Below are 17,670 nucleotides of genomic sequence, written 5' to 3'. Positions count from 1 at the left end.
GGCGATATGCTTGTGATACAAGTTTATCGCCTCAATTGAAGTTGCCAAAAAATATATGTCGTCTACGCTCATTTTCCGTTTAATCTTACTTGCTGTTTCATTGGTGATGATACCAGTAGAGGCAAGCGTCGAAGATGCTTGGCCGAAGTTCATTCAACCAATGATTCCGAAGATTAACGCCCGTTTGCCTAAAGCACAGACGGCATCGCCTAACGTTAGTTCGTCTTTGACTAACAAACCCGTGGTCATCATCATCATCGATGATATTGGCGACAACTATCGCTTAGGAAAGCGAGCCACTGATTTACCGGTAGCGGTTAATTTAGCGTTTCTTCCGCGTACTCCTTTTGCTGCGAAACTGGCTAATCGTGGGTTTAAAAACGGACACGACATCATGCTGCACTTGCCGATGGAGTCGACCACGCGTAAAGACTTATTGCGTGACGAAGCGTTAACGCAAGACTTAACGACACAAGAGTTGGAGCAAAAATTCTTACAGAATTTAGCCGAAATACCTCATGTACAGGGTTTTAATAATCATATGGGAAGCTTGTTAACGGCGATGCCCGATCAAATGAATTGGTTAATGACGGTTGCGGCAGAGCAAGATCTGTATTTTGTCGACAGTCGTACCACGGCGAAGTCTGTGGCATTGCAACAAGCAACCTCAAAAGGTATTGCTGCGTTAGGGCGAGACGTGTTTCTTGACCCAGTGGGTGATCAAGTAAGTGTCGAAAATCAACTCACTCGTGGTTTACAAATTGCTCAGCGCAAAGGAATGGTCATTATGATTGGTCACCCTTACCAAAACACCATGGAAGTATTAGAGCGGCTATTGCCAAATTATCGAGATCAATTTCAGTTTTTAACGGTCTCTGATTATTTGGGGCAGCAAAAGTTACTCGCTCAGAATAGCTCGACCACGGGAAACAAGCATCAATAGGCGGTTTATTTGCGTGAATAATGCGCAAATAACATACGGTTTTTTGCTTTCTGCAGGGCTACCCGTTTAAGATGCTTAATCGATAAGAACATCAATAATAGACAGATAACAAGACTTTATTATGCATAAATTAATTAGACTAACGGCAGTTGCTTCGGCAACGTTTGCACTTTTGCATGGTAGTGGCATTGAAGCCAAGCTGCAGGAAAAACAATCCAATGTTCTTTACCCCGAAAGTTTTGGTGAAGTAACCCTTCAGTCACATCAGATGAAAGCTGGTTCACTCGAAGAGCAAGCCGGTATGGTTGTGCAAACGTTGAAAAATGCAGGAGTAATTGCACAGAATGAATCTTTGTCTTTACTCAAGAAAAGTAGCAGCTTGAATGGACATCACTATTATTTTCAACAAACGGTTAACCAAGTACCGATTTACGCTCAAGGGCTCGTAGTTTCTTTAGACAAGTCACACCAGAAAGTTGTGCGAGTCCATAATCGTCTAATTAACATTGGTGCGTTTAAAGTCGATGTACCCTCCTCTGACTTAGATTCTAAAACTGCACTGCAAAAGTCTTGGGACTTTTTCCAACCAACCGGTGAGTTGACGGCCTACCCTGATTCAAAACTGGTATATGTTATCCGTGGTAAGCAGCTGACTTTAGCCTACCAAGTCGACTTGTCGTTGACGGAACCACAAGGGAGTTGGCGTCAATTCGTCGCCGTAAACACCGGTAAAGTACTGAATACGACAAGGCTCGATACGCCTAAAAAGATTACGGCAGACAGTTATGGTTTCGGCGGTAAAGTTCAAGCTCGAACGGCAATGAGTAAAGTAACGAATTTAAAGGATGCATTATCTCGCTTTTCTTCGACAGCAAAACCTCAAACTGCCAAAGAGCAAGCGACCCAGCGTTTACTCGTCGATGGCACCGCCTTGGTATTTGATCCGGACCCAAGAACCGCGCTGAATGATGAGACGTTAAGTAATCGTTCCACCGAAGCAGAGTTTGACCCTGCTTATGTTAGCCGCCCTCTAAGAGACATTGATTTCAACGATACCGATGGTATTTATTCACTGGTGGGGCCATGGGTGCAAATCGTTGACTTTGAAGCGCCAGCGACTCGTCCAACCACGACTAATGATGGTCAGTGGACGGGCAAACGCGGCGAAGCTCAGTTCTATGATGCCATGAGTTATTACCACATTGATGAAAATCAACGGCATTTACAGGCGCTCGGTTTTAGTGGTGATAAAGCCATTCAAAATGGCTCTATTGAAGTCGACGCCGATGCCGTTAGTGGTGATGACAATTCCTACTATGACCCGATCAATAATCGGCTAGCGTTTGGTCATGGAGGTGTTCCTGATAATGAAGATGCCGATGTCATCATTCATGAGTACGGTCATGCCATACATTCCGATATTAATCCGATGTGGGGTGGCGTAGACACAGGTGCGATTGGCGAAGGTTTTGGAGATTATTGGGCTGGTTCTTACACTTATGCAAAAACCAATGGCCAGACCTTCTTTCCTGAGTGGGTATTCACTTGGGATGGACATAATGATATTTGGCCTGGACGAGTGATGAACCGAACCTCGTATCGTTATGATCCCAATGAAACCTACGGAGCGCATGAAGCTATCGACGGTATTCCCGATTATGCCGATGAGCTTTGGTCAACACCTTTGTTTCAGTCAATGGTCGAGTTAACCGATGCTGGCTATAACAAAGATGAGGTTGATCAAATTATTATTGAGGCTCAGTTTGGATTAGGTTTTGGAATATCCATGCCCGATATGGCTGACTCCATCGTACGTACCGCGTTTGCTATGTTTCCCAATGAGTCGCACGCGAGTGTGTTTTTCAATTGGTTTAAACAGATGAACATCTTACAAGAACAGCCTTTGTCAGTAGCCGAGGTTGTTTATGAGAATGCCGGGTTTAACGATGTCGCTGACCCAGGTGAGACGATTGAGATAAAAATTCCTTTAGCCAATCCCAATCTTTTCGCAGCGACGGGTGTCGCTGGCACCTTATCTTCGCAAGACGCCAATGTTGTGATTCAGCAAAATACCAGTGACTTTGCGGATATCGGTGCATTCGAAACGGTTGCGAGTACCGACAATTATGTTCTAACCATTGATGATGCTCTTGCGTGTGGCAGCCAAGTGGCGTTGAACTATGCGGTCACGGGCCAGTTAGCGACAGACCCAGCACAAACCATTACAGAGAACTACGATTTAGAGTTACCTGTAGGGTCTTTCTCGCTGGTGTCAAACAATCAAACGACGAGTCAAGCCATTCCTGATAATGACGCCAATGGAGTTCGTTCGACGCTGTCTATTTCTGGCGCAGGGAGTGTGATCGATCAGCGCTTTCGAGTGTATGTCGATATTACTCATACCTATCGCGGCGATCTTCAGCTCTCTTTGACGTCGCCTGAAGGGACAACCGTTATTTTGAAAGCTCCCGATGGTGATGAAGCGGTCGCGAATTTAGTGGGTTATTTCCCGACGGATTTTCTTAGTGCTGAAAACCTCAATGCTTTCGATGGCGAGAATTTGAATGGAGAATGGCAACTAGCCATTACGGATAATGCGGCAGAAGATGTTGGAACGCTGAATGAGTGGGGCATTGAGTTGTCTTCTCCTGCAGTATGTGAGCAAACAGCGATTTTCCCAGAAAATATCGTGTTCGTAACTGCTGGCGTCAATAATGCTGCTGATCCTGGTGAGACCGTCGAGTTTCAAGTGCCGATTACCAATCCAACCACCTATTCTGCGACCGCTATCTCAGCAACGGTGACGGCGAAAAATAATACGGTAGTCGTTTCTCAAGCGACCAGCGAATACAACAATATCGACTCCGCAGCGACGGTGAGTAATACAAACAACTTTGTCATGTCACTCGATGAAATTGTGGCGTGTGGAAGTCGGGTTGCGGTGACTTTTGATATCACTGGAGAATTGTCGACCAATCCTGCACAGCCAATTTCTGAAACCTACGATGTTGAATTCATAACCGGTACTCGAGCCGTAAACAGTGGGCGTTCAATTCCTAATGTCGCCATTCCTGACAATGATACGAGTGGCGTCCGTTCAACTCATGCGATAAGCAATGCGGGCGACTTAATCGATGATAATTTCCAAGTATTTGTCGATATTTCTCATACCAATGTTTCGGAATTGACGTTGCTGTTAACCTCTCCAGAAGGAACAGAAGTGGTGCTTCAAGCGGCGAACACGACTAACCGAACCGGCAATTTAACAGGCTCTTTTCCAGCTGATTATGAGTCTCAAAGTGACTTGAGTGTTTTTGAAGGAGAAGATTTAAATGGCGACTGGACATTAACCGTGATTGACAGTTCTGCCACTGAAACGGGCACTTTAAATGAATGGGGATTTAACTACTCATCGCCTTCGACCTGTGAAGACATTCCAAACAGAGACGACGAGCGTCGTGAAAACTCCCGTGAAATTTTGTATGCACTGGCGGCTGTATTGTTAGTGGGAGTGAACGTAGGAAGCTCACAAGGGTTGCTGTTATTGTTGTTATTGCCAGCCTTGGCGAGAAGACGACGTCGTTAGAATGATTAAAACCCGGCATTCGCCGGGTTTTTTTTGCCTCTGAAATTTAAAAATGTAAGTAAATACGTAAATGAACGACTAAAGCTTTTGATAATAAATTGGCTAATAAGAGGATGTGCCATGGAAACTGTTTTTCTATTTATTCTTGGATTATTGATCGTGCTATTGCTCATGGGGGTAAAGCAGGTTAAGCAAGGGTATCAGTACAATATTGAACGCTTTGGACAGTTTAAACGCTCATTAAGTCCTGGATTACATTGGATCACGCCATTGATTGAGCAAGTGGGTGCCAAAGTTAATGTGATGGAGCAAGTGTTGGATATTCCAGAGCAATCGGTTATTTCGCAAGACAATGCGACCGTGACGATCGATGCGGTGTGTTTTTATCAGGTGATTAACTCGGCCAAAGCCACCTACGAAGTTAATGATTTAACCCGTGCGATGCAAAACTTGGTAATGACCAATATTCGAACCGTGCTAGGAAGCATGGACTTAGACGAAATGCTTTCAAAGCGAGATCAAATTAATGCGCGCATTTTAACGATTGTTGATGAAGCGACCAATCCTTGGGGCGTAAAAGTTACCCGTATCGAAATAAAAGATATTCTGCCGCCACGTGATTTAGTGGATGCGATGGCACAACAAATGAAAGCTGAGCGAATTAAACGCGCTCAAATTCTAGAGGCGCAAGGGCAAAAACAATCTGAAATTTTAAAAGCAGAGGGTGCGAAGGAAGCGGAAATTCGTCGAGCAGAAGGTGAACGACAAGCCGCCTTTTTAGAAGCAGAAGCTCGTGAGCGTTTAGCGGAAGCCGAAGCGAAAGCAACCGAAGTCGTTTCTGTGGCAATCGCGAAAGGTGACATCAATGCGATTAATTATTTCGTTGCGCAAAAGTACGTTGAAGCGATGGCTCAGTTCGCGCAGTCTCCGAATGAGAAACTGGTCTTTATGCCAATGGAAGCATCGGCAATGATTGGCTCTATCGGTGGTATTGCAGAGTTAGCTAAAAACGCATTTAAATCGAACTAGCTGAGTTCTTAATCCGGTTTAAGGAGGCATTATGGGAGAGCTGTTTAGTCAAATTGAGTTCTGGCATTGGCTAAGTTTCGGTTGTGTGTTGCTTATTTTAGAAATGCTAGCACCAAGCACCTTGTTCTTGTGGATGGGGGTGTCGGCTATTTTTGTTAGTTTTCTCGAGTGGTTGATGCCCAACATGAGCTGGCAGATTCAGTTTTTAGTGTTTGGTATCATGTCGCTAGTCAGTTTTTTTGCTTGGCGCTACTGGTCAAGAATCAAAGGGTTAGACAAGTCTGACGATGAATATGCCACTTTAAACCAGCGTTCGGCCGCTTTGGTTGGACGTAAAGCGGTGCTAGCCGATGCTTTGCAGAACGGGCATGGTCGCATTCAACTTGATGACACTTATTGGCGAGTCGAAGGCGAAGACTGTCCAGCGGGTACGCAGGTTCAAGTGACGGGTGTCGACGGTGCCACGCTTTTGGTAAAGCCCGTTGAGCAGGTGGTTAAGACTGCCGATTAAACAGCCGTTTCTGCCAATCGGGTCGTTTAACAATCCTTGCACAGGGGTAAGTTACATTATCTCTGTGCAATATAACTTTCGGAAAACCAAGTAGTTACAGCTTTCTTTGCACCTGCCTGAAATTTTGCGCATAATGCCTCCCCAACGCGTTATCTTTACACGACGAAAATAAGAGATCATGGAATCAATAATTGAATTTTTAATCGGTCACCCGTATCTATCAGGCGCTTGGACTGTGGTCGCAGTCTTATTGTTAATTGCGCAATTTCAGCACATGCGAAACGGTGTTAAGTCCATCGTACCTCAGCAAGTCACCCACCTAATCAATAAAGAAGATGCTTTGGTGATTGATATGCGAGCGATTGCTGATTTTAATAAAGGCCATATCGCGGGCTCAAAAAATATTCCGCAATCAAAACTCGACTCAAGCGAAAAAGAGCTTGAAAAGTATAAAAACACACCCATTATCATGGTTTGTGCCAGTGGTGTAACGGCCGGACCTGCAGCTTCTAAGCTAAAGAAAGCTGGGTTTGAGCAAGTTTTTCGACTTGCCGGCGGGTATCAATCTTGGGTAGGCGAAAATCTGCCTGTGGTACGTAGCTAGTCGGTACCAGTTGCCAATTTAGGGATAGTCATCGGAGTCGATGACAAACAGTAGACCTTTTTGTTCAGAAACAACCCTGTTCTGCGACATTAATTGTCTAGTAAAAACACAGTCCATTAGAAAAATTAAGAGAGTAAGTTATGACAGATCAAGTAGATATTAAATCAGAAGGCACTGAGGGCGCGGCTCAAACTCCTGAGGGTATTCAAGTTGCCATTCAACGAATTTACACCAAAGATATTTCTTTTGAAGCACCAAACGTTCCAGAGATTTTCCAAGATCCAGACTTCAAGCCAGAAGTTAAAATGGAATTGAATAGCCGTTCACGAAAGTTAAGTGACGATGTGTTTGAAGTTGTTTTAAGTGTAACCATGACCGCTGCACAGGGCGAAAAAACCGGTTTTCTAGTTGAAGTACAACAAGCAGGTATTTTTGGTCTTAAAGGGTTGAATGACGCGCAGTTACACCGCATTTTGAGCACATATTGCCCTGAAACCTTATTCCCATACAGTCGCGAGACGATTTCTAATTTGGTGACTAAAGGCGGTTTCCCTCCAATGTATTTAACGCCAGTAAACTTTGATTTGTTGTACCAACAACAATTAGAACAGGCACAACAGCAAGCGCAACAGCAAGCTGGTGGAGCTGAGAACGCAGCTGCGGAATAATCTTGTTGTTTGCAACGAGACGATTTTATGACAAAGCCTGAGCAGTTTTCACCGATAGCGGTTCTTGGTTCCGGTTCATTTGGAACTGCTCTGGCTATTTTACTGGCCGGAAATGGCAACCCCACTCGACTTTGGTCGCGTGACGCTGAGCAAGTAGCGCTGATGCAGCAGCAGCGTTGCAATGCCAAGTATCTTCCTGATGCTCCCTTCCCATCGACACTAGAGGTGACGTCTGATCTCGCTCAGGCACTTGATGGTGTTCGTGACATTCTTATCGCAACTCCCAGTCATGCCTTCTCTGAGTCGCTGAAAAACATTAAACCTTTGGTTGGCAACGATGTTCGTTTAGTGTGGGCTTGTAAAGGTTTAGAGCCCGGAACTGGACGCTTTCTGCACGAGTTGGCTGCTGAAATGTTTGGCGCTTCGACGCCTATGGCGGTGTTATCTGGGCCAACGTTTGCGAAAGAGTTGGCAACCGCCATGCCGACCGCTATCACCTTGGCATCGAACAATGAGACGCTTACCAACGATATGACCGAACGATTGGTCAACAGCGCGTTTCGTGTGTATACCAGTGATGATTTGATTGGTGTTCAGTTGGGCGGTGCGTTAAAGAATGTTGTTGCCGTCGGTGCTGGTATTGCTGATGGCATGGGGTTTGGTGCGAACGCGCGAACGGCGCTGATTACTCGAGGCCTCGCTGAAATTCAACGGTTAGGGCTCAAACTTGGTGGTAAACCAGAAACCTTTCAAGGCATGGCCGGGTTGGGTGATTTAATCTTAACCTGTACCGACAACCAATCTCGAAACCGCCGTTTTGGTCTAGCTTTAGGGCATGGCGTCGGGGTGGAGCAAGCGATAGAAGAAATTGGTCAAGTGGTCGAAGGGGCCAAGAATGCTCACCAAGCGGTACTCTTGTCTGAGAAATACAATGTCGATATGCCTATTTCACAAGCTATTTACCGAATCGTTCATGAAGGCGCTGACCCGGTTCAACAGGCCTATGAGTTGCTAGGGCGTGATTTAAAACAAGAAGGGCAATAAGTTATGAACTACCTGATTTCTTCGATCTTAGCGATTGCCGCTGCAGTAGCGGGTTACTTTTGGGGTCTTAATCAAGGGCAAGCAAAAGCGCAAGAAACACAAAGTCAACTCGATATTAGCCGTCAAACACAACAATTGGGTGAGCATATTCAATACCTCACGTTGACTCAGCAAAACAAATTGCCTGATTTAGAAATGCTGCTCAAGACACGAATGGTTGCTCAAAAAGTTCAATTAAAGGCGTTGTCGGAAACGACGTCTTACCAGAAAAACATGGTTGACAGTACCGTGGCTACCGCCGACCAGTTGCTACAGCATCCGAAAGACGATTAACACGGCGTCAACTGCTGAGTTATTTCTTCCAATCGTTTAAGCTGGCTCCATCAGTTTAGGGCTGTTTATTCGTTTTTTTTCGACTACTATTAATTCATTATTAGTCGAATAAAGCTTCCTATTGAAACCGATAATTTTTATTATTTTTTGCCTGCTGCTTAGTTCTGGGGGAGCCTTCGGTAACACCGTTGAGTTAACCAATGCTGATTCAGTCGATGTCGGTGATCAATATGAGATTGTGGCAGTGCCCAATCCGATAACCTTTGAGCAGTTGCAAGCCTCGCCTAATTTATCTTGGCAACCACTCCAAGCCGGGCACACATCGCTCGGTGTTATCAGTCAACAGCATTGGCTGAAATTGACAATAGAAAATCAATCTAACGAGATCAATTGGTTATTTACTCTAAAAAATGGGACCATGCGTCGCGTCGAGGTCTGGGCTCTGTTTAGTGATGGTCGACAGCAAAAAAAGATTTTAGGAGCCGATTACCCGGCGAAGGTTAATCGTGAATATTGGGGGCCTGGCCTAAATTTCTCTCTTCGTATTCCTACCGGCGAATCTGTTCAATTTTTTATGAGTACCTCGCATCGTGGTGTCTTCGATGTCAGTTCTCGTTTGGAGCCGGTTGCAATAGGGGCACGCAACAATGCCTATTTATTTGGGCTAGATATGTTTGTTTATGGCTTGCTCGGTATGTTGATTATTTATCACTTACTCATGTCGATTTCTGGATTGGATCGTTTGCAATTAAGTTACATGGCATTTATTTCCTCTGTGGTGATGTTTTTTCTCTTTCTTGATGGTTACCTATTTGTTTTATTTCCTCGAGACATACACATAGTCTTGGCAGCTGGCCAAATGTCGATTGTTCTTGCTTCAATGTGCGCGTTAATTTACATGCGACAATTTATCTCTATCGAACGCTATTCGGAACCGATGAACCAAGGTCTTCTATTGCTTCTTGCTATTGATGGTATGTGGCTAGTTGCGCGCAGCGTTATCAGTTCCGAAGATTATATTCAGGGCTCTATGTTGTTGATGTTGCTTCATAGTCTATTGATTTTTGGCCTCAGTGCTTACCTAGGTTTTATTAAGCGTGATTTATTTGCTAAATACTTTTTTGTTGCATGGTTAATTTGGTGTCTTTGGGGTGTGTATGTCATCTTAGGAATTTTCGACTTGTTTAGTATTTCTTTAGACAACAAATGGTTGATGTTTAAGGTTGCGATTGTTAGTCACTTTTGTGTAATGTCTTGGTTTCTCTCGCTACGTGTTAGTCAACTGAAACGAGAGCATGCAACGGCATCTGCACAAAACCAAGCTAAGAGTCAATTACTCGCACGAGTTAGTCATGAAATGCGCACCCCACTCAATGGCATTATTGGCGTTTCAAAAATTCTTAATGATCATATTCAATCAAGCGAAGGTAGAAAGCTGAATCAGATTATTCGAGGCTGTGGCAATAGCTTACTGACTTTAGTTAATGATCTACTCGAAATGTCAAAGTTGAATTCTGAGCATTATACTCTGCAAGTAAGAAATGTAGACATTCAATCGGTGGTACGCGAGCTTTGGGAAACTTTCGAATTGAGGTTTGTCGAGAGCGAGCTGACTGGAGAGTTAGAAATTTCTGAGAATGTTCCGTCAATTGTTGCTCTCGATGTTGAGCGGTTAAAGCAGGTCTTAGCCAATATCTTAGAAAATGCTTTGAGCTTTACTGCGACGGGATCAATCAAACTCATGCTTGATGCCGATCCTAAGGCGTTATTAATCGCGGTCAAAGACTCTGGAGAAGGGATGGATCAGGAGCAAATTGCACGGCTTTTTGAACCCTTTAATGCAGATTATTTAGCCACTAAAGAAGGTGCGAAGCAGGTAGGTTTAGGATTACATATTACGCGTGAAATCTTAAACCGGTTGGGCGGTAAAATAGCGGTCGAGTCACAAATTGGAAAAGGGACTTGTGTGTATTTAAGTATTCCTTATCTCTCAGAGCAAAAAGTTTCATCTACTATCGAAAGTAAAATGTCCTCCGCAGGACAGCACTTGAACTTGTTAGTCGCAGAAGACAATAAAGTTAATTTTTTGGTATTAAAAAGTATTGCGATGAAATTAGGACATGAACTTTTTCATGCCGAGAATGGTAAAGAAGCTTTCGAGTATTATGTGGATCATGCGGCAACGATTGATGCCATATTAATGGATTGTGAAATGCCGGTTTTAAATGGTTATGAAGCCGCTAAGATGATTCGCGATTTCGAAATGAAACAACAGTTGCCGCGAAAGCCGATCATCGCTGTCACCGCGAATGTATTTGAAGAACACTTTGAAACAATTAAAAAAGCTGGAATGGATGAGCAGATTAACAAGCCCTACAGCGACCATGAGTTGGTCACTGTATTAGAAAAATTAGTACCACAAAAGACCTAATGTAACTGGTTTAGCCCTCTTGGTTCAGCCATCTTGGTTTAGCCCCAATGGATTAGCACTAGACATCGACTTATATATTATTCGATAAATCATAGCTATGCAGAAAGAACTCGGCATATAAAACCTTTGATATAACGAGTTTCTTGAATGGCCGGGTGAATTGGGTGATCAGGGCCTTGATGACACTGCTCTATTATTTGCACTCGCTTATCTAAGTGCCTTCCTGCCGCTCGCAATACATCCTGCAGTTCGTGTTCTTTTAAGTGCATTGAACACGATGCTGAAAGTAATATACCGTCGCGGCTAAGTAAGCGCATCGCTGCTTCATTAATTTTTCGATATGCGTTTAGGCCTGCTTTATGATCTTTCTTACGTTTTATAAACGCTGGTGGGTCGACAATAATAACGTCAAACCGCTCGTCGTTTTGCTTCAGTTGTTTTAGCGCAGTCAGTGCGTCACCTTCCACACAGGTGAGTCGTTCGGCACAGTGATTGAGTTCGGCGTTTTGTTCTAATTCATCGAGCGCTTTTGCCGATATATCGACCGACCAACACTCTTCAGCGCCGTGTTTGAGCGCTTGAATTCCAAAAGCACCAATGTAGGCAAAAACATCAAGCACGCGTTTACCCTGAACATAGCGATTAATTTGTTGCCGACTTTGACGGTGGTCGTAGAACCATCCCGTTTTTTGACCATCGTGAGGATGAATAGTGAATGCTGTTTGATTTTCTTCAATGGTAATGGCTTTTGGTGTTTCGCCAAATCCTTGTCGATTTTCGCGGTCGAGTGATTCAGCGGTTCGCGCATTGGTGTCATTACGGAACAAAATGGATGTTGGTTTGCAGACCTTTTGCAATGCCTCGGAAATTTCTTGAGTAAAGTTTTCCATACCTGCAGTGGTCACTTGAACCACAAGGTGCTCGCCAAAACGATCGACGATTAGACCGGGTAATTCATCGCTTTCACCGTAGACTAAACGGTAGAATGGCTTGTCAAAAAGACGTTGGCGCAGAGACAATGCAATATTAAACTTGTGGACGAAAAACGATTTGTCGATAGGTTGGTCACTGGAACGGTTCAACAATCTAGCGCACAGTAAGTTATTTGGGTTAATGTAGCCTACGCCTAAAGTCTTGCCAGTTGATTGAACGATGTTAACCAGTTCTCCGGCTGAAAAACTAGCCAAGGGAGAGCGTTGAGTATCTATCTCATTGCTATAAATCCATAGGTGCCCATTTTTGATGCGCTTTTCTTCGTTCTTTTTTAGGTATAGATTCGCTAAACTCATGGGTGCTTCAGAACCAGTATCAATATATTGGACATTGTAACAATCAATACAGGGATTAGACTATGACTGCGAAGTTATTAATTTCCGTTTTTGGCGATGATCGACCGGGTATCGTCCAACGTTTGTCAGAAGTGGTTCGAAATCAGGGGGGAAACTGGTTAGAGAGTCGCTTATCGCACCTAGGTGGAAAGTTTTCAGGATTAATCTTAGCCGAGTTTCCGGCAGAGGCTATTGATGTTGCCTGCAACCAATTGAACACACTCAGTGAGCTGACACTCGACATACGAGCAGAGTTGTTGGCTGATGATTCAGCGAACAAGCAACGCATTGATATCGAGGTCATTGGCAATGATAAAGCAGGCATTATTCATGAAATCACCGATACATTATCTCGCTCTTTAGTGAATGTAGAGGCGCTGGACAGTCAGATTGAAGCCGCGCCTATGTCAGGCGGCGATATTTTTCGAGCCAATATTGTGGCAGGTATGCCTGAATCTATCGATATTGCCGACATTCAAGAAGCCTTGGAGTCGATTGCAGCTGATCTAATGGTCGAGCTAACCATTCGATCGTCTTAGAACCGGAGTATTGAGATTGAAAGCAAAAGCTATATTTAAACAATCATTGATTGGTGGACTGCTAGTGGTGATGCCGCTAGTCATTTTGTTTTTCGTGTTTCGCTGGTTGTTTTTCTTTGTGACGGATCTGATTCAGCCAGCCACAGATTGGATGACCCAGCATTACCCTGTTCCAGAGCTGGTCGCTGATTTTTTGGTGGTGATCTTAATTACCCTAGCGTGTTTTATGATTGGAACACTGGTATCGACAACCATTGGTAAATGGCTGCACAGTCGGTTTGATCAATATCTCGTTAAATTGGCTCCGGGTTATCGAATAATCAAAGAAATAATCAGTCAATTTATGGGTGATCCCGAGTCTTCTCCATTTTCGAAAGGCGAAGTCGTACGAGTCAAATTATTTGGTGTTGATTGTCCCACCACAGTGACGGCGATTACGACGGCGCGGCACCAAAATGGCTTAGTCACGATATTTATGCCAACCGGACCGAATCCTACTTCTGGGAATATTTATCATGTACCCGCGGAGTTGGTTGAAGTCGTCCCGGGAGCCTCCGTCGAAGCCATGATGAGATCCATTATCGCTTGCGGTGCTGGTAGCGATAAGTTGTTTGTTGAATTGGATCAGTCGGCGAAAGCATCCGACTAAAAATTGACCGGTTTCACAGCCTTTTTTGGCGAATTTCGGTACATTGGAGAACTGTAGCCAATCCGTTGCTGCAATTATATCGATGCCGCAAACTTGTGAAACTAGGAAAGCATGATGGATAATCAAGCATGGGCCAGTCAAGCTAATCGAGCAATGGTAGAAGATATTGTATTAGAAAGTCCGCAGCAAGCGGTGGATCTGCTAACACCTGCACCAGAGGTGGAGCGGCATATTGAATATGAGCTGGAGCTGGTGCCCAAGTTCTCGCCATTTTCTTATCGCTTTCGGTTGTTCGATAAAAGCTTTATTGAAGTGCATCGGCAACATAAGTCAAAAGGGCTAGGTAAATCGGTCGCTTTCCACGTTGGGCTTCTTGAAGCCAAGCCGTTAAAAATTAAACGTACGGCTTGGGTAACCTTTATTGCTGCGATTGCTACTGGCATTGCTAGTGGCATTATGGCATTTGCCTTGGCCGATTACTTTCTAGCAGCGGGTACCGGTCTGTTCAGTCTGTTGTTGTTCTCTGCTTATTACTTTGGCTACCGAGAAGTGAGCCTGTTTCAATCTCGTTCTGGCAAAGCACCCTTGGTTATTCTTAATCATCGTTGTAAAGATAAGAAAAGTCTTAGAAACTTTATTACCAAACTAGAAGATAAAATTAAGACCAATACATTGCCCGCCTCCTCGCACTTTTTTGCCGAAGAAACTCGGTGGCATCGAACGTTGAACGAGCAAGGGTGGTTGAGTGATGAAGAATATCAAAAGGCCAGAAGTCGAATTCTGAAGCAGTTTAATCGTAAAGCGCCGAAATAATCTTTATTCCGTATCGGGCATGCGCAATAGCATGGCGACCCGTCGGTTTTTCTGACGACCTTCAGCGGTCTCGTTACTGGCAATCGGTTTAGTATCGGCATAACTTATGGCACGTAGACGATTGCCTTTCATTCCTTTGCCGACCAAATATTTGACAACACTCGATGCTCTTGCCGCGCCTAGCTCCCAGTTTGAAGGAAAGGTGTTGGTGCCTATCGGTTGATTATCGGTATGTCCTTCCACCAAAATGGTTCCCGCCGCCATTTCAAAAAGTGGTAGCAACTTATCGAGTACTTCTTGGCCCTCCGGTTTTAACTCTGCAAGACCTGAGTCAAAGAGCATTTGGTCGTCAATCTCAAGGGCGACAAACTCATCTTCGAGCGATAAAGCGATATCGTCTCGTAGTTTTAGAGTATCGAGTACTTGATGAATGCGTTCTTGCCAGTGCTGCAAAACGATACTGCTGCGGCCTTCCATTTCGAGCTGTCTCAAGGGCTCAATTTCGTCTTGTAACTTGGCGATGGTCTTCTGTTGCTTGTTGACTTGCGTCTGTGAAGTCACTAAATCATTGCTCGACATTGCCAACAACACAATAAACATCATGGTTAGCAATATAAAAACATCAAGATAAGGCAACAGCCAATTATCTTCACCATGGTGACTATGGCTTTTCGTGAGCAGTTGCTCGATGGGGTGAAGTTTATGTGGTTGATTGGTCATTGGAACGCCCTAGCGGTTATCGGTCGGCTCAACGCGATGCTGGAGTTCTCGATCGGCGTTTTGCACCATCCTGGCTGAACGCATGTTGGGCTCGTCAAGTTCGTCTAACTCTAATGGTTGGTGAAGTTCGTCTTCGTGTTGTGCGATAAAAGACTCGAGAGTCGCTTTGATAAATGACGGCGTACGTCTCTGGCTCATGAGGGTAATACCTTCCATCACCATCGTCATGAGCATGACCCGTTTCTCGGTACGTCTCTCTAGCTTGGTGGCGACCGGTTTGAAAATGAGGTTAGCGAGGAGTAAGCCGTAGAATGTTGTAACCAGTGCGATGGCTAAATGGAAGCCAATTTCAGAAAAGTTGCGGTTATCCATAATCGACAGCATATTGATCAGGCCTATTAAGGTTCCCAACATGCCAAAGGCTGGCGCATAGGTTGCCATGGACACAAACATTTGTGCTTCTGCTTGCTCTTGTGCGCGCAGGCGAGTAATTCGCCAATGTAATAGATCAATCACATCGGCCAAGGGTGTTTTATCGATGACCAGCTGTACACCGGTTTTTAAAAAGGTATTGTTGATCGACTGTAAATCATTTTCGACGCCGCGAATATCATCACGGAACCATTTGCGGGCTAGCTGTTCAATTTCGTCTACTTGGCCCTGAGCATCGACGTGATTATCATAAAGCACGATCCCAAGCAGCTTAAAGAGTCGGCCAAACTCTCTGAAAGGGTAACTAACCAAGGTCGCGGCGAGTGTACCGCCGAGTACGATAATTAAACCAGGGAGGTTTAAAAACGCGAGTGCGTCGATGGCTGTAAATGCGATTACAACAGCAACAATTGAAAGTCCGAAGAGGATCCCGAAAATAGTCGATAAGTTCACAGGCTATCCTTGTCTTGGTGTTCTTATTAGCCCTATCGGCGAAGAAATCGCCACCTTTAATAACAATATTAGTCGAAGTTTGCGAAATGTGATTAAATCAACCCCCTTTTTAGCCCAGCGAACGACATCAATTAAACGCGCAAGGAGTGTTCTTGGCATCGTCCATCATTGCTTACTTGAATCACCAGCCGACGCATCATAAGACCCTAGCACTGGCTATTCCGATGATTTTATCGAACTTAACCGTTCCGATTACCGGTTTGGTCGATACCGCAGTCATTGGCCATTTAAGTGATGCTCATTTTCTTGGAGCCACTGCGGTCGGCAGCTTGATCATAACGATGATCATGTGGGCGATGGGATTTTTAAGAATGAGTACAACGGGCTTAGCTGCTCAAGCGGCAGGTCAAGCAGAGTCTTATGCAATTAAGCAGTCTTTATACAATGCGGTCGCTGTCGCAATTACCCTATCATTAGTGATTTTAATCACTCAGTCGTTGATCTGGCAGGCGGCTATTGCCTTTATGCAAGCAAGTGATCAAGTCTTAAGTTTGGCTAAAAGTTATTATGATATTCGTGTCTGGTCGTTGCCCGCTCTGTTATTGCGATATGTTTTTGTTGGCTGGCTGCTTGGGCTGCATCGAGCTCGCTTGCCGCTGTTAATATTGGTGGTCAGCAATTTAATCAATATTGTTTTAGATATCTTATTTGTCGTCTACTGGGGCTGGGGAGTAGAAGGGGCGGCTTGGGCGAGCGTAATAGCAGACTACATAGGTTTAGCCGTTGGATTGGTGGTGATAGCGGCCATTATTCGAGGGCTGAAACCAGCGACCAATGAGCCGTCTTGGTTTCAACGTAAAGCGTTTTTACGAGTATTAGCGCTTAATCGAGATATCTTTATTCGTACCTTAGCATTAGAAGCCGTATTTTATGTTCAAACGTCGGTTGGAGGTAGTTTAGGAGACGTGGTTTTGGCGGCTAATGCCGTATTGATGAACTTTGTCATGATCATGGCTCACGGTCTTGACGGATTTGCCAATGCTGTGGAGGCAATGGCGGGCAGGGCCTTTGGGCAAGGCTTTCGACGCCGATTTTGGCGGTCAGTGACTGTGTCTGGATTTTGGTCATTATTATGTAGCCTGTTGTTTGCATTGGTTTACGCGTTGTTTGGTGATTCAATGATCGACTTAATGACTTCGATTCCCGAGGTAAACCAATTGGCGAAAGAATACTTGGTGTATTTGGTGTTTATACCAATAGTTGCCGTTTGGAGTTATTGGCTCGATGGCATCTTTATCGGAATTACCGAGATGAAAGCAATGAGAAATTCTATGCTCGTGGCCGTATTTTTGGTGTTCATACCACTAACCTTTACGGTAGAATTTATCTCAAATCATGGACTGTGGTTGGCGTTTTACGGATTTATGATTGTTCGAGCAGCGGGCTTAGCTTGGTACTTAAATCGACTGCCGCTCACTTTCAATGAACAAAGGGTATAGCCTAAGTAAGCGAAACGGACCGGATTTAATTTAACGGATTTATTTCTACGCCAAGATTAATGTTTAAAAGTAAACGATGTTGTTAGGA

Annotated in this window: 16 protein-coding genes; 13 read left to right on the top strand and 3 right to left on the bottom strand. The window is 44.4% G+C overall.

Annotated features, from left to right (window positions below; all coding sequences use genetic code 11):
- Window positions 1–55 precede the first annotated feature (55 nt).
- The 9 genes from Q9312_RS11190 to Q9312_RS11150 all read left to right on the top strand — a co-directional run bounded on the left by Q9312_RS11190 (window position 56) and on the right by Q9312_RS11150 (window position 11,149).
- Window positions 56–943, top strand: a complete 888-nt coding sequence (locus Q9312_RS11190) for a divergent polysaccharide deacetylase family protein (protein ID WP_309200933.1) — start codon at window positions 56–58, stop codon at window positions 941–943.
- A 121-nt stretch (window positions 944–1,064) separates the two neighbouring features.
- The gene (locus Q9312_RS11185; RefSeq protein ID WP_309200932.1) at window positions 1,065–4,529 is read left to right on the top strand and encodes a proprotein convertase P-domain-containing protein; all 3,465 of its coding nucleotides are present in this window, start codon (window positions 1,065–1,067) and stop codon (window positions 4,527–4,529) included.
- 120 nt (window positions 4,530–4,649) lie between these two features.
- Window positions 4,650–5,558 (top strand): SPFH domain-containing protein, encoded by a 909-nt coding sequence (locus Q9312_RS11180; RefSeq protein WP_309200931.1) that lies wholly within the window; start codon window positions 4,650–4,652, stop codon window positions 5,556–5,558.
- Window positions 5,559–5,589: 31 nt separating this feature from the next.
- Complete coding sequence (locus tag Q9312_RS11175; protein ID WP_309200930.1) at window positions 5,590–6,069, top strand: NfeD family protein; 480 nt, start codon at window positions 5,590–5,592, stop codon at window positions 6,067–6,069.
- Between the two features lie 178 nt (window positions 6,070–6,247).
- Window positions 6,248–6,673 (top strand): rhodanese-like domain-containing protein, encoded by a 426-nt coding sequence (locus Q9312_RS11170; RefSeq protein ID WP_309200929.1) that lies wholly within the window; start codon window positions 6,248–6,250, stop codon window positions 6,671–6,673.
- Window positions 6,674–6,813: 140 nt separating this feature from the next.
- On the top strand, window positions 6,814–7,341 hold the full coding sequence (secB, locus tag Q9312_RS11165; RefSeq protein ID WP_309200928.1) for a protein-export chaperone SecB: 528 nt from the start codon (window positions 6,814–6,816) through the stop codon (window positions 7,339–7,341).
- A 27-nt stretch (window positions 7,342–7,368) separates the two neighbouring features.
- On the top strand, window positions 7,369–8,385 hold the full coding sequence (gpsA, locus tag Q9312_RS11160) for an NAD(P)H-dependent glycerol-3-phosphate dehydrogenase (protein WP_309200927.1): 1,017 nt from the start codon (window positions 7,369–7,371) through the stop codon (window positions 8,383–8,385).
- 3 nt (window positions 8,386–8,388) lie between these two features.
- Complete coding sequence (locus tag Q9312_RS11155) at window positions 8,389–8,718, top strand: hypothetical protein (protein WP_309200926.1); 330 nt, start codon at window positions 8,389–8,391, stop codon at window positions 8,716–8,718.
- Window positions 8,719–8,839: 121 nt separating this feature from the next.
- A complete protein-coding gene (locus tag Q9312_RS11150) occupies window positions 8,840–11,149 on the top strand; it encodes a hybrid sensor histidine kinase/response regulator (protein WP_309200925.1) in 2,310 nt (769 codons plus the stop codon).
- Window positions 11,150–11,244: 95 nt separating this feature from the next.
- Here the strand turns inward: Q9312_RS11150 and Q9312_RS11145 are convergent, their stop codons facing one another.
- Window positions 11,245–12,438, bottom strand: a complete 1,194-nt coding sequence (locus Q9312_RS11145) for a class I SAM-dependent rRNA methyltransferase (protein ID WP_309200924.1) — start codon at window positions 12,436–12,438, stop codon at window positions 11,245–11,247.
- Window positions 12,439–12,500: 62 nt separating this feature from the next.
- Between Q9312_RS11145 and Q9312_RS11140 the strand changes: the two genes are divergently transcribed.
- The 3 genes from Q9312_RS11140 to Q9312_RS11130 all read left to right on the top strand — a co-directional run bounded on the left by Q9312_RS11140 (window position 12,501) and on the right by Q9312_RS11130 (window position 14,478).
- Window positions 12,501–13,016, top strand: coding sequence for a glycine cleavage system transcriptional repressor (locus tag Q9312_RS11140; RefSeq protein WP_309200923.1), 516 nt, complete (start codon window positions 12,501–12,503; stop codon window positions 13,014–13,016).
- Window positions 13,017–13,032: 16 nt separating this feature from the next.
- Window positions 13,033–13,665, top strand: a complete 633-nt coding sequence (locus Q9312_RS11135; RefSeq protein WP_309200922.1) for a DUF502 domain-containing protein — start codon at window positions 13,033–13,035, stop codon at window positions 13,663–13,665.
- 111 nt (window positions 13,666–13,776) lie between these two features.
- A complete protein-coding gene (locus Q9312_RS11130) occupies window positions 13,777–14,478 on the top strand; it encodes a hypothetical protein (RefSeq protein WP_309200921.1) in 702 nt (233 codons plus the stop codon).
- 3 nt (window positions 14,479–14,481) lie between these two features.
- On the opposite strand, the gene Q9312_RS11125 is transcribed toward Q9312_RS11130, so the two are convergent.
- Window positions 14,482–15,198, bottom strand: a complete 717-nt coding sequence (locus Q9312_RS11125) for an OmpA/MotB family protein (protein ID WP_309200920.1) — start codon at window positions 15,196–15,198, stop codon at window positions 14,482–14,484.
- A 9-nt stretch (window positions 15,199–15,207) separates the two neighbouring features.
- On the bottom strand, window positions 15,208–16,083 hold the full coding sequence (locus Q9312_RS11120; RefSeq protein WP_309200919.1) for a motility protein A: 876 nt from the start codon (window positions 16,081–16,083) through the stop codon (window positions 15,208–15,210).
- A 152-nt stretch (window positions 16,084–16,235) separates the two neighbouring features.
- Here Q9312_RS11120 and Q9312_RS11115 point away from each other — a divergent pair, with 152 nt between their 5' ends.
- The gene (locus Q9312_RS11115; protein ID WP_309200918.1) at window positions 16,236–17,582 is read left to right on the top strand and encodes an MATE family efflux transporter; all 1,347 of its coding nucleotides are present in this window, start codon (window positions 16,236–16,238) and stop codon (window positions 17,580–17,582) included.
- Window positions 17,583–17,670 lie beyond the last annotated feature (88 nt).

It is taken from the genome of Pleionea litopenaei (assembly GCF_031198435.1).
Classification (GTDB): domain Bacteria; phylum Pseudomonadota; class Gammaproteobacteria; order Enterobacterales; family Kangiellaceae; genus Pleionea; species Pleionea litopenaei.
The sequence above is the reverse complement of the archived record's forward strand: the minus strand, read 5'-3'. Positions and strand labels throughout refer to the sequence as shown.

Coding starts and splice junctions, on each gene's coding strand:
- Q9312_RS11190 (WP_309200933.1), top strand. CDS start 56: ATGTCGTCTACGCTCATTTTCCGTTTAATCTTACTTGCTGTTTCATTG.
- Q9312_RS11185 (WP_309200932.1), top strand. CDS start 1,065: ATGCATAAATTAATTAGACTAACGGCAGTTGCTTCGGCAACGTTTGCA.
- Q9312_RS11180 (WP_309200931.1), top strand. CDS start 4,650: ATGGAAACTGTTTTTCTATTTATTCTTGGATTATTGATCGTGCTATTG.
- Q9312_RS11175 (WP_309200930.1), top strand. CDS start 5,590: ATGGGAGAGCTGTTTAGTCAAATTGAGTTCTGGCATTGGCTAAGTTTC.
- Q9312_RS11170 (WP_309200929.1), top strand. CDS start 6,248: ATGGAATCAATAATTGAATTTTTAATCGGTCACCCGTATCTATCAGGC.
- secB (WP_309200928.1), top strand. CDS start 6,814: ATGACAGATCAAGTAGATATTAAATCAGAAGGCACTGAGGGCGCGGCT.
- gpsA (WP_309200927.1), top strand. CDS start 7,369: ATGACAAAGCCTGAGCAGTTTTCACCGATAGCGGTTCTTGGTTCCGGT.
- Q9312_RS11155 (WP_309200926.1), top strand. CDS start 8,389: ATGAACTACCTGATTTCTTCGATCTTAGCGATTGCCGCTGCAGTAGCG.
- Q9312_RS11145 (WP_309200924.1), bottom strand. CDS start 12,438: ATGAGTTTAGCGAATCTATACCTAAAAAAGAACGAAGAAAAGCGCATC.
- Q9312_RS11140 (WP_309200923.1), top strand. CDS start 12,501: ATGACTGCGAAGTTATTAATTTCCGTTTTTGGCGATGATCGACCGGGT.
- Q9312_RS11130 (WP_309200921.1), top strand. CDS start 13,777: ATGATGGATAATCAAGCATGGGCCAGTCAAGCTAATCGAGCAATGGTA.
- Q9312_RS11125 (WP_309200920.1), bottom strand. CDS start 15,198: ATGACCAATCAACCACATAAACTTCACCCCATCGAGCAACTGCTCACG.